This is a genomic window from Microcoleus sp. AT9b-C3, assembly GCF_036705485.1.
In the GTDB taxonomy this organism is placed as follows: domain Bacteria; phylum Cyanobacteriota; class Cyanobacteriia; order Cyanobacteriales; family Microcoleaceae; genus Microcoleus.
In genome coordinates, this window is the sequence record NZ_JAUBUR010000012.1 from 1 (window position 1) to 16,040 (window position 16,040).

Annotated in this window: 6 protein-coding genes; 4 read left to right on the forward strand and 2 right to left on the reverse strand. The window is 46.2% G+C overall.

What is annotated here, in order from left to right; genetic code table 11:
- Positions 1–200 precede the first annotated feature (200 nt).
- Together QUB77_RS13240 and QUB77_RS13245 are read left to right on the forward strand one after the other, a co-directional pair.
- On the forward strand, positions 201–2,882 hold the full coding sequence (locus QUB77_RS13240; RefSeq protein ID WP_333173434.1) for an O-linked N-acetylglucosamine transferase family protein: 2,682 nt from the start codon (positions 201–203) through the stop codon (positions 2,880–2,882).
- A 403-nt stretch (positions 2,883–3,285) separates the two neighbouring features.
- Complete coding sequence (locus tag QUB77_RS13245; RefSeq protein WP_333173436.1) at positions 3,286–7,023, forward strand: chemotaxis protein CheB; 3,738 nt, start codon at positions 3,286–3,288, stop codon at positions 7,021–7,023.
- Between the two features lie 503 nt (positions 7,024–7,526).
- Here QUB77_RS13245 and QUB77_RS13250 read toward each other — a convergent pair.
- Positions 7,527–9,317 (reverse strand): efflux RND transporter periplasmic adaptor subunit, encoded by a 1,791-nt coding sequence (locus QUB77_RS13250; RefSeq protein ID WP_333173439.1) that lies wholly within the window; start codon positions 9,315–9,317, stop codon positions 7,527–7,529.
- A 422-nt stretch (positions 9,318–9,739) separates the two neighbouring features.
- Between QUB77_RS13250 and QUB77_RS13255 the strand changes: the two genes are divergently transcribed.
- Together QUB77_RS13255 and QUB77_RS13260 are read left to right on the forward strand one after the other, a co-directional pair.
- Positions 9,740–10,873, forward strand: a complete 1,134-nt coding sequence (locus QUB77_RS13255) for an AI-2E family transporter (RefSeq protein WP_333173442.1) — start codon at positions 9,740–9,742, stop codon at positions 10,871–10,873.
- A gap of 294 nt (positions 10,874–11,167) precedes the next feature.
- Complete coding sequence (locus QUB77_RS13260) at positions 11,168–12,235, forward strand: ABC transporter permease (RefSeq protein WP_333173445.1); 1,068 nt, start codon at positions 11,168–11,170, stop codon at positions 12,233–12,235.
- A gap of 55 nt (positions 12,236–12,290) precedes the next feature.
- Here QUB77_RS13260 and QUB77_RS13265 read toward each other — a convergent pair whose 3' ends face one another.
- Positions 12,291–15,704: a PAS domain S-box protein gene (locus QUB77_RS13265; RefSeq protein WP_333173447.1), complete on the reverse strand. Its 3,414-nt coding sequence runs from the start codon at positions 15,702–15,704 to the stop codon at positions 12,291–12,293.
- Positions 15,705–16,040 lie beyond the last annotated feature (336 nt).

Consider the following 16,040-nt stretch of genomic DNA (forward strand, 5'->3'; position numbering starts at 1 on the left):
TACTAACGAACATACATTTGATTTCCCCAAAATACGTCAATATAGTTACACACAGAAAATCATTTAGGATTGCTATAAGACACTTACGTATATATAAATTAAATCACCAAGTTAACCAAAATATAAGTTTTTTATTCTAAAGAATGAGGTAATAAATGTTAAACATTAGCCAAAACTAGCCCATGTTCATTATTACATAAATGCACCGTTCAGGAAATTCTATCACTGCGGCATTCCTACAAAAAATAGGTCTTGACTTGGGAAACAATCTCCTGAAAGGCAACTATTGGAATCCCCAAGGTTACTTTGAAGACATTGATTTTGTCGAATTTCAGCGAACAGTTTTGCAAACTTGCTCTCGTTCCGACGAAACAGGTTTTCCCGATTGGGGTTGGACAGAAAGCGAACAGCTAGACCTGCAAAAACTTAACACCAATATAGAGCCTGCGAAGCAATTAGTCCAATCTCGCTCCAACCACTCAGAACTTTGGGGTTGGAAAGATCCGCGCACCAGTTTAATGTTAGATTTCTGGAATCAAATCATCCCGAATGCTGGCTATCTATTTGTTTACCGCTATCCTTGGGATGTCACTGATTCAATCTTGCGGTTGAACATCCCATTTTTCTCACAAAACCCAGAATCTTGCTTAAAGATATGGAAATTTTATAATCGCCACATCTTAGAATTCTATAAACGGCATGACAATCAATGCCTACTCGTAAATTTGAATACCTTGCTAACATCTCCCGGCAAAGTGTTAGAATTATTAAAATCCAAGCTCAATCTGCCTCTGAAATTTCCAGATAACCAAGAACCAGATATCAAAAATACTTTGATGTCAGTTTACAACCCTCAACTGCTGAGCAGCTTGCAGCTCAACCATCCCCTAATTCAAGTTCTCAATCTAACATCGGGCGGATGTTTTGAACTCCTCAATCAGCTAGATTTAGCAGCAGACTTGCCGAGCCCATTTTCCCGATTATCCTTGCCACGAAATGGCGGAACTCTAGAGCGTTTATCCCTGCGACTGCATCAGGAAACTATCAAAGTTCAGCTAAATGTAGACTCGCCTCAATTTCTGACTTGGCTGTCCGGTTGTATCGATCGCTATCATAGCACATCCCATGAATCTGCCTTAACAGATTTGCGTCAAGCCCGCCAGAAATTAGCCGAATTTTGGCTATCTGCACCACCATATAAACTCCAAAGCAGCTATTCTGGCCGTGCGGGAAAAGCCCAGAAAATGCTATTAGCAAGCGGCATGAGAGACGAGCCCCTGACTGATGCCGAACAGCGGGAAGCTGAGGAGTTATCTCTATACGTTGCTAAAGGATTTGAAGCCCCAGAAGCTATCCAATATTTGCTAGCAGCGATGCTGTACCGGCGGGCCGATCAGTTGCCCTTGCAGTATGGCAGAACTGCTGTTCCACAGTGGTTTTTTAACGATTTACTGGAGTTTATGCTGTACTTCCCCAGTTATTTTCCAGAAGTGGGAGAAGTCGAAAAATATGCCGACTATATGCAGCAATTAGTTGATTTAGTTCACAGTCGCGTTTTCAGCAATCCCGACTCCGAGATTTGGCAAAAGGTTGCTTTGCTCTTTGCAGATACCGTTAACTTTGTTCCTCTCTATTTTAGCACAAAAGAATTAAAAACTGTCTATACTAAGCGCTCGGATATCTTAGAATTTATCCTGAAAGCTAGGGGAAATCAGATTGACTTCAGCTTTGACAAACGCCCCGCTAACAGAGGCAAAATTCGCCTCGGCATCCTCAAAGGAAGTTTCGCCCCCATTTCAGAAACTTTTACCACTATCCCGGCTTCTGAGCATTTAGACCGAGAGAAATTTGAGATTATTTTATATGTCCTTAACGCGAGCGATCGCCCTTTGGATGTATACTGTCAAAGTCGCGCCGACCAACTCGTTAAGCTACCGAAGGAATTGCACAGTCAAGTCGAGATAATTCGGGCGGATGACCTGGATATTTTGTTTGTAGGGTCGATCGTCACCAATGCCGCCCAAAACATCATTTTACTAGCTTTGCACCGTCTAGCGCGGTTACAGACCACCTATTTTGCATCTCCCGTCACTACAGGCATCCGCAACATCGATTACTACATTTCCGGCACTTTGACGGAACCTTGGCAAGAAGCGCAAGCACAATATAGCGAACAGTTAGTAATGCTTGACGGCACAGGATTTTGCTTCAATTATAGCATCCAAAAAGAGGAAGCAAGGATTAATCCCGATCGCAAAAGCTTAGGCATTTCCGAGAAATCAGTTGTATTTATCTCCGGCGCCAACACCTTCAAGATTATTCCCGAACTCAGGGAAACTTGGGCCCAGATTATCGCAGCCGTGCCTAATTCAGTCCTGGTTTTATATCCCTTCGGCAATACCTGGTCTGGTGATTACGTCAAACAGCCGTTTATCAATAAAATGTCTGCTATATTTGATAAATACAGTATCGATCGCACTCGTTTAATTTTATTAAATACCCTGGCGAATCGCGAAGATGTGAAAGCAGTGTTACAACTGGCTGATGTCTATCTCGACTCCTATCCCTACGCGGGTGCAAATTCGACGGTTGATCCGTTAGAAGTGGGATTGCCGACTGTGGTGAGAGAGGGCAATAATTTGCGTTCCCGACAAGGGGCGGCAATCCTGCGAGACATCCAGTTGTTTGATTTAATTGCTGACAGCGAAGAGTCTTATATTAAGTTGAGCATTGAACTCGGAACTAATGCCGAATTTAGAAAGCAAAAGCGCTCGCAAATTAAGCAAAAAATGCAGCAGCAACCGAGGTTTCTGGATAGTCGCGCTTATTCGGCAGCTTTGGGTTCGGTATTTGAAAAAATGCTAATAGTGAATCGGCTTTAGAACTCAGCAATTTTTTGATAAAAACAAATAAAGTCCGATTCCCTACCCTACCCTTTGGGGTCTTTTGAAAGTAATCCTATTTTAATAGGATCGAAATGTTTTTTTTATCAGACTTCCTAGTTGGATCGCAGAATGTGGTAAAATTACTCTTGCTCTACTTTCCACATTACAATTAGTAGAATTTATGACGGACTTCAACTCTGACGCTTGTCCCCCCTTGATCAATGCAGTATGGCTCTCAATAATAATAATTTGACAATCGCTGAAGGCTGAAGGCGCCTGTTCAATATATCCGCAGGTAGATTCCTGCTCCTTCATTTTATTATATAAATTATAGATATAATAAAAATCCAAAATTATCATCATAATATTTATTCTAACAGCCCGATAGGGGGTATAAAAAATGAGTCCGAAAAAGAATCCCAAGAAATCTCAACCTAAAGCTGATAGGGATGCTGAAGGAAAGCAACATAACAATCCAAACGAGTTATTTCCAGTGGTCGGAATAGGAGCCTCTGCGGGTGGATTGGAAGCCTTTAAGCAATTACTCAGCCATTTGCCGATCGATACGGGCATGGCGTTTGTAATAATTCAGCATATGTTGCCGACTCAGGAAAGTGTGTTGAGTGAGATTCTGGCTCGATCGACCCAGATGCCCGTGCATGAGGTAACAGAGGGGATGCCCATAGGACCGAATCAGGTCTACGTCATCCCCCCCAATGTCAGCATGATCATCGATCGAGGGGTGCTGAAGCTAACGCCTCGCGGCAGAACAAAGGGGGTATTTATGTCCGTCGATACTTTTCTGGTTTCCCTCGCCGCAGAACGGGGGAACCAAGCCATCGGCGTCGTTTTGTCCGGGGGCGACGGCGATGGTGCCCAAGGATTAAAAGCGATTAAGGCTGCAGGCGGTATTACTTTTGCCCAATGTGAAGGATCGGCACAAGTCAGCAGTATGCCGAACACTGCGGTGGCTACGGGTCAGGTAGACTTTATATTTCCACCGGATAAAATTGCCGAGAAAATAGCAGACCTCAGCCGTCATCCCTACATTGCCGATCGGCCTGCGACAGAATCGACCACCAGCGAAGAAGATACGAGGGAAAATAAAGATGCGATCGCCACAATATACTCTTTGCTGCGCGCCGCTACAGGAGTTGATTTTACTCACTACAAACAAACCACCTTGAAGCGGCGGATGCAGCGGCGGATGTTGCTGTACAAGCTGGAACGGATCGAGGATTATGCCGCATATCTCCAAAACACCCCGACAGAAGTAACGGCGCTTTATCACGATATCTTCATTCATGTCACTAGCTTTTTCCGTGACCCCGAAAGTTTTGAGGGTTTAAGCAGCAAAATTTTTCCCGAAATCGTTAAAGATAAATCGTCGAAAATACCGATCCGAATTTGGGTGGCAGGCTGTTCAACCGGGGAAGAAGCTTACTCGATCGCCATCTGCTTGTTAGAGTTTTTAGCAGATCGAGGTACCGATCTGCCGATTCAGATTTATGCCACAGACATCAGCGAAAATGCGATCGCCCATGCGCGCCGAGGCCTTTATACGCAAGCCCAAGTCGCGGATATTTCACCCCAACGCCTGCATCGGTTCTTTGTGCAAGTCGAAGGCGGATACCAAATCGCTCAGTCGGTGCGCGAAGTCTGCGTCTTTGCTAAACAAAACCTGATCGGCGATCCGCCGTTTTCCCGGATGGATTTGATCACCTGTCGGAACGTGCTGATCTATCTGGGCCCGCCTTTGCAGAAAAAGCTGCTGCCAATTTTCCACTATGGGCTTCGGCCCACGGGCTTTTTGCTGTTAGGCACTTCGGAAACGGTTGGTGACTTTTCAGAATTGTTTACGCTATTAGACAAAAAGAACAAAATTTATACTAAAAAACCGCTGTCGCATTGGCTAAGCATGGATTTAACTGCTAGCAACTATCCTGCGACACTCCTCAACCCACCGCTGGCGACGGAAAGCTTAAACGAAATCGAAATCGAGAAACAGGCCGATCGCATTGTTTTAAATCACTATGCGCCTGTCGGCGTCGTAATTAACACAGCCAGGGAGATTCTGCAATTTCGAGGACAGACGAATGCCTACCTAGAACCGTCTCCCGGTAGGGCTAGCTTGAATTTGCTGAGAATGGCAAAAGAAGGATTGCGCGTCGAACTCCGCAGTGCAATTGAACAGGCCTCCCAGCAGCAGTTGCCGATCGCGCGCGAAGGCTTGCAAATTAGAGAAAAGGATCGCATCCGCCTCGTGAAAATTAATGTGATTCCATTCCCAACAGGCGCTGTACCAAAAAACTATTTTTTAGTTTTGTTTCAAGACGAGCCGCCGATTCCTGTAATGCCTGCCCCTGTAAACGCTCGTAGAGTCAACTCCGATGCTTTAGAGGGTGAAAGTTTGGAGATTGCGAGGCTGGTAGAAGAACTAAAAATTACAAAAGACCACCTGCAATCGATCGTCCAAGAACATCAAGCCGCTAACCAAGATTTGAGAGCCGCCAACGAGGAGATTTTGTCGAACAACGAAGAGTTGCAAAGTACAAATGAGGAACTCGAAACCGCAAAAGAAGAGATTCAGGCAACCAATGAAGAACTGAACACAATTAATGACGAATTGCAGCGGCGCAATGTTGAATCAACTCAGGTGAGTAACGATTTACAGAATCTGCTCAGCACCATCAATATTCCGATTCTGATGGTGGGAGGCGACCTGCAAATCCGCCGGTTTACTCCCGCAATCGAAAGCATCTTCAACTTGATTTCTAGCGATGTCGGACGCTGTTTGAGCGACATCACTCACAAGTTGATAGTGCCGGAGTTAGAGCAAATGATTGTAGAGGTGATCCGCACCCTCAATTTGAAAGTTCAGGAGGTTCAAGATCGAGAGGGTCATTGGTACGATCTGCATATTCGACCCTATCGGACGATCGACCACAAGATTGATGGGGCTGTAGTGATGTTGATGGATATCCACGAGCTTAAAGTCAGCGCCCAGCAGTTGACGGAAGCGAAAAACTACGCCGAAACAATCGTGGAAACCGTGCGGGAACCGTTGCTAGTGTTAGATCTCGATCTGCGGGCGATCACCGCCAACCGTTCTTTCTACGAGACGTTTCAGGTGCTGCCGATCCACACTGAGAACTACTCGCTCTTCGATCTCGGTAACAGACAGTGGAATATTCCCAAGTTGCGATCGCTCTTAGAAGAAATTCTGGAAGGAAAGCCCGAGTTTCAAGATTTTGAGGTCGAGCATGACTTTGAGCATATCGGGCATAAAATAATGCTGCTCAATGGCCGCAAAATGCCTCCCATCGGCGATACACAGATGATTCTGTTGGCGATCGAGGATATTACGGAGCAAAAACAGTTAGAGACAGAACGCAACCTTCGGATTCAAGAACAATCGGCTCGTGCGGCTGCTGAGGATGCCAACCGCATCAAAGATGAGTTTTTGTCCGTCCTCTCTCACGAACTGCGGACGCCGCTCAATGCGATGATTGGCTGGGCACAGTTGCTGCGCGTGAAAAAATTTGACCAGGCTAAAACTGAGGAGGCGCTAAAAACGATCGAGCGCGCTGCCAAAGCACAAAACCAGCTCATCGATGACATATTAGACGTTTCGCGAATTACCACAGGTCAGTTTCGGCTCAATGCTTCTGAAATTGAGCTGAATCCACTGGTTGAAAATGCGATCAAGGTGGTTCGTTTGGCAGCCGAAGCCAAAAATCTTCAAATGGAATCCAGGCTAACTCCTTTAAAACTAAACGTATTGGGCGATCCAAACCGTTTACAACAGGTAGTGTGGAATCTACTTTCAAACGCGATTAAATTCACCCCAGCCGGAGGAAGAATTGAAGTCGCATTAGACTACATTGATGGCATGGCTCAAATCCAAGTTAGCGATACTGGTAAGGGCATTCACCCTAATTTTCTCCCCTATGTGTTCGAGCGCTTCCGTCAGGCCGATAGTAGTTTCTCTCGCAGAGAGGCTGGATTGGGGCTAGGACTCTCGATCGTCCGTCATTTAGTAGAACTCCACGGCGGTACTGTTAGTGCAGAAAGTTCAGGTGAGGGACAAGGAGCAACGTTTACCGTGAGGTTGCCGGTACGAACAGATCTCCCATGATTGTTGAGGGTTGACTGTTGAGGTTTGATTGTGATATCAATTCCGGTAGCATCGGAATAGTAAAATCCAGTCAACAGCGAGGGCCTGAGCGAAGCCGAAGGGTCAACAATTCCCGATGGTACAACCGGAATTGATCTAATTCATCTGCGTTAATCTGTGTTTATCTACCTGTATCTGCGGTGAAAAAAAGAGAATGTATTAACCGCAGATGAGAAGGGATTGACGCTGATTCACGCGCTTGTCGAGAATAGAGATAGGAATAATTCCGATGCTAACAGATTCGATATGAGTCAAAAAAGTGAAAATTGCGCCCTATATTTGTTGGCAGCTTGATTCGACTTTATCAGGACGATGAAGATGGGATTTGATATCATTCCGGCGCAACCGCAATTGATATTATTTCTAATCTTATCTGCTGAGCGGATATCGTTTCCGCTTGCCTCACAATAATAAAATCGAGTCAACAGTCAACAATGATTCCACTGCAACCGGAATCGATATAACTATTTACCCACCTTAACCTGAGCGCCATCCTTAAGAAAACCAGCCCCAGTAACAACCACCCGATCGCCCGCCTTCAAACCCTTTTTAACCACCACCTTAGCAGCAGTCAAATCGCCCACAGCACCCCCGGAAATTTCCCCAAGTTCCACAGGTTGAGCCTGCACCTTGTCCTCGCCGACAAGTTTATAAACAATAGAACTGCCATCAGATTGCGGCACAATAGCTTTAGCAGGCACTTTCAAACCTTGAGCCGTTGCCGTCGAAATGGATGCGCGCAAAAACATTCCCGATCGCAACAACTCGCTTGTCGGCAAATCAATCTTCACCGTAGCTTGCCGATTTTGCGGGTCAACTACCGGCGAAATCTCTCGCACAGTTCCTGACAACTTAATCCGCTTGTCAGAGTCAGAAGTAATTTGCACTGCTGTTCCCGGCTGCACTTGCGAAACCTGAGTTTCCGGTACTTTCAATTGCAGTTCCAACTTGTTGCCGCGAATAATCGAAAAGAGTTTTTGATTTCCCGAAGAAACATCACCAACTCGACCAATTCTTTCAGCTACAATGCCACTATCCGGCGCTCGAACAATTGTTTGTTCTAGTTGAGTTTGTAACTGTTTGACTTGGGCATCATTGCTGCGGACAGTTGCTGCGTTATTTCCGACATTTGCTCTGGCACTGCTGACACTCGCTCCGGCCGTATTCACTTTAGCACGAGCGCTGCTGAGAGCCGCTCTAGCTGTACTGATATTAGCTTCTGCAGTAGCTACTTTAGCAATAGCCGATCGCACTTCTTCCGCTGCTTTATTTTGTTCTTCCAAAGCTGTATTCAAGTCAGCTTTAGCTTTGTTCAAGTCTTGAACAGCAGTCTGCCGCTCTGTCTTGCGTCTTTCTAAATCTTGCCGACTAATTACTCCCTGAGAGGCCAAATCTTGGGTGCGATTTACTTCTCTTTGAGCTTGATCTAATTTAGCCTGAGCAGAGGCAATGCCTGCTTTAGCTTGAGTGACACCGGCTTTAGCTTGTTCCACACCGGCTCTTGCCTGCCCGACACCTGTTTTGGCTTGTGCTGCGTCAGCGATGGCTTTTTCAACGCCAGCTTGGGCTTGAGCAACGCCGGCTTGTGCTTCTTGTTGGGCTGACTGAGCTTGCTGTACCTGAGCTTCGGCTTGTTCTACCGTAGAATTCGCCGATTGTACTCCCGCCAGCGCTTCGGCAATTTGCGATCGTAGCACCGAATCGTCCAAAACTGCCATCGTCTGACCTTTTTCTACCACATCTCCTTCATTCACCAACACCTGCTTGATTTGCAAACCGTTGGCCTGTGGCAGCACCGGCAGTAAGTCATAGGCTGCCACGGTGCCCGTCGCTTCCAGAGTTTCACCCACCTGGGCAGATTCCACAGACGCCACTGTCACCGTCGGAAGCGTCGCCTGCTGGTTTACCGATGATGGAATTGGAGCTGCCGGAGGTGAACTCTGCTTGCCCCCAGTCAAGTTTACTGCTAGCAGCGTTGCAGCCACGCCAACCCCTGCGCCCGCCAACAAGGCCGGCCACCTGATTTCTTTGCGCGGCCCAACTTCAGTTACTTCTGGTTCCCAAACCTGTTCCTCCTCGATTTCTGGAACTTCCAGCGCAACTTCTCGTTCATCTTCCTCGGCGGAGAATTGCCAGCGAGAGTTGTCTGAGACTTCACTTTCAGCTACATCCACTGCTGATTTCCTGTCGCGCCCGCTCTCCACGGGGGGAAGGGGTTGCTTTTCTTCGGCTTCTGAAAAAACTTGATTAGTCACGGTAGTTCCTCTCGCCAGTATGAGCCTTTCCTTTTTTTTATATTGTAAAGAAAGATTACGATATTATTTAGTTCATTTTAGCGGAGGGCATCTGGAGTAGCGCTTCCTCCTTTTGGGTGAGTGTTGCGCCACTTTACCCTACAATGGCAATTTTGATTAAATATTGATCGAAGTTTGTTCGATCGACATTTAATTTGATCGGTCTGTGGGGCATACTGAATATTAGCGTGATTGGCGATCGTGGAGTCGATCGGGCTAGCATTGTCTCTCCCCAAGTCGCTTGGCCGTCACCTATCTATCAATGCTCAGAAAAATCAGTCTAATCTTGAACTGATTATTCCTAATCTATATTCTCATGTGTTTACTGTATAATACGGCACATCTCTTGAAAAACTTGTGCGACTTTATTTAAAAAAATCAAAATGAATAGTCTCTTTTCTCCCCTCCAACAGTTTCTAATTACTTGGCTGCTAGTGCTAGTAACGGGGTGGTTTACCCTAACTGCTGTCAGTTATGTTGGGGAACTGGTGAGCATTTTAGTCACCGCCGGACTCGTGGCATTTTTATTAAATTATGCAGTAAAAAGACTGCAAGTATTTTTGCCCCGGGGAGTAGCTGCAGGGCTGGTTTATTTAACTGCGGGTGTGATAGTAGTAGTAATCGGTTTAACTATTGTGCCGCCCGTGTTGGGCCAAGCGAGCCAGTTGGGGGTGAGGTTCCCGGAATTGCTGGAGTCGGGGCGGCAGCAGTTAGGTGAATTTCAAGCCTGGAGTGCCGAGCGCAATTTACCGTTTGACGTGCAAATATTAGAGCAGCAACTGTCAGCTAGAGTCCAGGGACAAGTCCAGGCGATCGCCGGTACGGGTTTAGGCTTAGTTGTAGGTACTGTTAACTGGTTTGTGGACTTAATTTTTATTGTGGTGATTTCCTTTTATATGCTCCTCGACGGGAAAAGAGTGTGGCAGGGTTTGACCAGCATTTTTTCCCCAGACATTCGCTATGTTTTAACAGAGACTTTGGAGAGAAACCTCCAGCGATTTGTATCGGGACAGTTATTGCTGGGACTATTTATGGCCATCTCGCTGAGTCTGGCTTTTTGGTGGCTGCAAGTGCCGTTTTTTCTGTTGTTTGCCGTGTTTATAGGATTGACGGAAATAATTCCGTTTATTGGAGCCACTTTGGGAATTGGAACTGTTAGTATAATTGTAGCCTTTATTGATTGGTGGCTGGCGCTGCAAGTGTTGGTAGTGGCGATCGGTCTCCAGCAAATCAAGGATAATTTAGTAGCTCCCCGAATCATGGGCAATCTCACAGGATTGAGTCCGGTAATTATTTTTACAGCTTTGCTTTTAGGAGGTAGAGTGGGAGGATTGTTGGGAGTTATCCTGGCAATTCCGCTCACTGGGGTGGTAAAAAGTATAGTAGAAATTGTACTCAATCCCAAATTGCCGCCCCAAACAGGCTCGTTTTTCTACAATCCCTTTAGCGGCGAGGAGTTGGGGAAAATACCAGAAGAGGAAACTAGAATAATCTTGGTCGGAGATGAACAAAAGTAGTCTAATTTTTGTAGTAAGTAATATCAATTCCGGTTGCACCGGAATTATTGTTGACTGTTGACTGTTGACTGTTGACTGTTGACTGGGGGTCGAAAAACTGAATGGTTGAGTGTTAACTGTTGACTAGATTTTATTATTCCGATGCAACCGGAAACGATATAATTCAGTTAGGAAAACTTTTATAAGTCAGAAATTAACTTTTGGCGGCTGAGCCCATTAAGAAAAAACTAAAGTCTCTAGCAAGAACTTTAGTCTTGATTACTAACCCACTGAAAATCTCAAACCTAAAAACTTATGAAATGGTGGCAAAATCTTAGAAAAAATCCTCTAGCTCGGTTGGGAGCCGTGCTACTGTTAATCTTTTATACAGTCGCACTTTTGGCCGAATTTGTGGCACCTTACGACCCCTACGACTCTCAATTAAACGGTTCCTTACTGCCGCCGACTCAAATTTATTTAAGCACCCCAGACGGGCGATTTATCGGGCCCCACGTTTATCCGACTACTCAGGGCCCGGTGGATGCGAATACGGGCGCTCGCGAGGTAATTGTAGACTGGCAAAAACCCTCTGTTCTCGGTTTGTTTGTCAAAGGTTCCCCCTATAAATTTTTAGGAATTTTGCCTTTGGAAAGGCACTTGTTTGGCACTACAGGAGAAGGTCAAATTAATCTTTTAGGCACGGATGAACAAGCTCGCGATCAATTCACTCGCCTAGTACACGGCAGCCGAATTAGCCTCAGCATCGGTTTAGTAGGAATAGCCATTTCTTTTCCCTTGGGATTGTTTATCGGAGGCATATCCGGTTATTTTGGCAGTTGGATTGACAGTATTTTAATGCGCTTCGCCGAAGTATTGATGACGATTCCCGGTCTTTATTTATTAGTAGCGCTAGCAGCAGTATTGCCACCGGGGTTGACAAGTGCTCAGCGATTTATGTTGATTGTGCTGATTACTTCATTTATCAGTTGGGCGGGTTTAGCGCGGGTGATTCGCGGTCAGGTACTGTCAATTAAACAACGAGAATTCGTGCAAGCGGCGCGGGCAATGGGCGCCAATCCAATTTATATTATTGTCCGCCACGTTTTGCCACAAACTGCAACTTATGTAATTATTTCTGCTACTTTGGCTGTTCCGGGTTTTATTGTGGCGGAGTCGGTTTTGAGTTTAATTGGTTTGGGAATTCAACAGCCAGATCCTTCTTGGGGAAATTTGCTATCTCTGTCTACTAATGCTTCAATTTTAGTGTTGCAGCCTTGGTTGGTTTGGCCTCCGGCGATACTGATTATTTTGACTGTTTTGGCGTTTAATTTATTGGGGGATGGGTTGCGGGATGCTCTCGATCCGAGAAGCATTCAAAGGTAATTGGGAGTGAGTAATTTCTAGTTTGCAGGCCGAGCAGGTGTAACAGTTACGCCCCCTAATTGGGCGGATTAACAGGTAAGCAAATGGTAAAAGTAGAACCAACACCCTCCTGACTTTTTACGGAAATATTGCCGCCCATCATGAGGCAAAAACGCTGGCTGATTGCTAGTCCCAAACCGGTGCCACCGTACTTGCGGGTGGTGGAAGCGTCTGCTTGGGTAAAGGGTTGGAAAATGTGCTGCAACTGGTCGGGAGTCATCCCAATTCCTGTATCTGTACAATTAACAACTAAAAATTCTTTACTAGCAATTGAAGATTGAGAACTTGCCGCCGGTTCAGAAGTGTTTTCTTGTTTGGCTTCGCTGCTGTCGCCCGAAATTTTTTCTCGGCTGGCTGTGAGGGTAATTGTACCGTTGTGAGTGAATTTGGCGGCATTGCTCAGCAAATTTAATAAAATCTGCTGCACTTTGGTAATGTCACCGTGCATAGTGCCGATATTCGTAATTTGATGCAGGTTTAGAGTGTTGCCGTTTTTCTCAATTAGCGGCGCGGCGGTGGAGGCGACATCTTCAATCAAGGCGGCGATGTCGAAGGTTTCTAAGTAAAGATCCATGCGGCCGGCTTCGATTTTAGAAATGTCGAGAATGTCGTTAATTAGGGATAGCAAGTGTCTGCCGGAAGTGCGAATTTTGTCTAAATCTGGGGTGAGTTCATCGTAACCCAATTCTGCGGTTTCTTCTTGGAGCATTTCGCTGTAGCCGATGATGGCATTCAGAGGTGTTCGCAGTTCGTGGCTCATGTTTGCCAAAAATGCGCTTTTTGCGGTGGAAGCTGCTTCGGCTGCTTCTAGGGCGAGTTGCAAGGCGGATTCAAAGACTTTTCGATCGCTAATATCCTCGACGCTGCCTTCATAGTAAAGTACCTCGCCGTTGGCGTCGCACACTGCACGGGCGCTTTCGGAAATCCAAATTACGCTGCCGTCAACGCGGTAAACTTGTGACTCAAACCCCGAAACTTCTCCGAATTCTTCCATCACCCGCATAAACTTTTCGCCCTGCTGAGGAGTGACGTAAGCTTGCTGCCTGATGTTGGTGAGATTTGATGTTAGTTCTTCGGGAGTGGCGTAGCCGTAGATGCGGGCTAAAGCTGGATTTACGCTCAAGAAGTGGCCTTCGGGGGTTCTTTGAAAAATGCCTTCGACGGCATTTTCAAAGATGCTGCGATATTTTTGTTCTGCTTGACGCAAAGCGCTTTGTGTACGATCGCGCTCGCTGGCTTCGATCGCCAATGATACCAAATCTGCCAGGGAAGCAGCAAAATTTTGTTCTTCTAATGTCCAGTTGCGAGGAGTTCCCACTTGCTCGATACAGATGACTCCAACTGTTTGTCCTCCCAGCCGCACCGGCGCATCTAAGGTTGATGTAGTACCCACTTGTGAAAAGTAAGATTGGGCAAATTCTCTGGTTCTAACATCTGAGAGAGCGTCATCGGCTGCGATCGTCCGGTGTTCTTCCAAAGCTTGAAAATAAGCTGGATAGTCTGCTGCTGCGAGTTCATTACCTTGGGAATGCTGCGGGTTGCTGCGGTAAAACTGGTCGAGACATTGCAGTTTCGATCGGCTTTCATTGTACAACCATGCTCCGGCTCGTTCTGCATCTAGGGTATGAGCGGCCGCTTCGGTGATTTGCCTCAAAGCTACTTGCAAATCGCCTCGATACAGCGCTTTATTTCTTGCCAGTTCTACCAAAACCGTATTTTGTTTGAGCAATTGTTTTTGCCTTTGGCGTCGCGCCGATTCGGCTCGCTTCTGTTCGGTAATGTCGCGGGCCACCCAAATTACGGATTCTTCTGAAAGCGGTGAAATGCTGGCGGCAAAACAAACTTCGCGGTTGTCAATGGTTAAATCGTACTCGATGCTGACAGTTTGCTGAGTATCTAAAGCTGCTCGGATGTGGTTGATAAAATTGTCGGCTGTAGCTTGCGGAAACACATCTTTGAGTGTTTTGCCAACTAATTCTTCGGCTGGTTTGTAGAGCAGAGAAATATTTGTAGGCGCGATTTTTAAGTAGCGACCAGTGGAGTCCACAACTATAATTAATTCGTTCATGGCTGCAAACAAAGCCCGCAATTCTGCTTCGGCGGCTTCGAGTTCGGCAGTCCGCTCTGCTACTCGCTGTTCTAAACTAGAGTTGGTTTGTTCTAGGGCAATAAAAGACGATCGCAATTGTCGGGCCATTTGGTTGAAAGACTGAGCTAGAAAGCCGAGTTCTTTGACGCCTTGAACTTCGACTTCGCCGTCTAATTCTGCGGAGGTGAAGTCGGATGACTCAGACATTTTTGTTAAAGCTTTGGAAGCTTCCAGCAATCGGGTAATCGGTTTGACAACCCAGCGAGAGGTAAATATTCCGAGTGCGATCGCCACTACGAAGGCAAAAAAGCACAATAAGATAGTTGTGCGAGTGTTGGCGTTAATTTGCTCCATAAAGTCTGCTTCCGGGATTGCGACTACAATCAGCCAATCGAGGCCGCGGCCGTCTTGCAGGGGAGCAACGGTAATAAATTGACGTTTGCCGTCTATCTCGAAGGTAAACTGTCCTTGGCTGTCAATTTTTTCAAAACTACCAAATCGTTGTTGCAAGTATGTGGAAGACGATCGAATTAGCAAATTTTTGCTCTGTGTCGCCAACAGCCGTTTTTGTCCGTCTTTGTCCTTGACAAAGGGCAATTCGTCTGTGGAACTGGCGACTATTTCCCCGCTGCGTTCGAGCGCGAAAACTTGTCCCGACGGGCTAATTTTGATGCTTTTAAGAAAATCGCTGATTTGAGAAAGAGTCAGGTCAATTGCCAGTACCCCCTGCAGGTTTCCTGTTTGGCTGTAGATGGGCATCACCGGCGTAATGCCGAGCACTGGCGATGCTGCGAAGACGTAGATGGGAGACCAAGTGCCTTTTCCTGACAGTTTGGCAGCTTGGTACCACGGTCTAGTACGGGGGTCATAGGGGACGGTTTTGATTAGCTCAGTGCGATTTCCTTGGCTATCTAGGCGATAAATTTGGCGGTTTGGAGCCGTTGATTCGTCTCTGATGTATACTAAGTGTTCTGCTTCTCGCTTGAGCAAGAGGAATCTGCCCTGTTCGTCGCCGTAGTAGATGGTTGTATTTCGATCGCTCAGCTTAGTCTGGTTCCACAAATAGCGCTCTAAGTTGGGGAAGTCTTGCGGATCTAAGTTGCCAGAGGCGATCGCAGCAGTATTCATTTGCAGGAATAAATGAGACACATCCCCAAAACTGCGGAAATTTTCTTTCGTCCTGGCCGCAACTTCCAAGCTTAACCTACTAGCAAGGTCATTGACAGCTTTCTGGCCGTTGCGAAACGAAAGCCATCCAGTCACGCCGACTGCTACGGAGATTTGCACCACCAGCGGTATCAACAAAACTAGGCTTAGTGACATCTTGGGCGAGCTTTTCATCACACAACTGCTCAGACTTTTCAATAACATAAATATTTTGACACCTACCGAGTTTGCCGCTCGTTTGTCGTTTAAAAGATTCTCTACATATAAGTTACAAAATTGTACAGCAATAGTGAAGTGCAGCGACCAGCAGCTCAAAACGGGGCTGAGGTTTCCACGGCTACTATAAAAACTTGTAATATTAATCATGCCACTACTTGCCTGAATGTGGCGATCGCTCTAGGGACTCCCGGTCAAAAAGTCACACTCCATAAAAAAAGCTACTTTAGGCCTGTGATCCATACTCTGACTGTCATCAGTCATTGCCAATTATTCAATTTTTTAATCTAAACT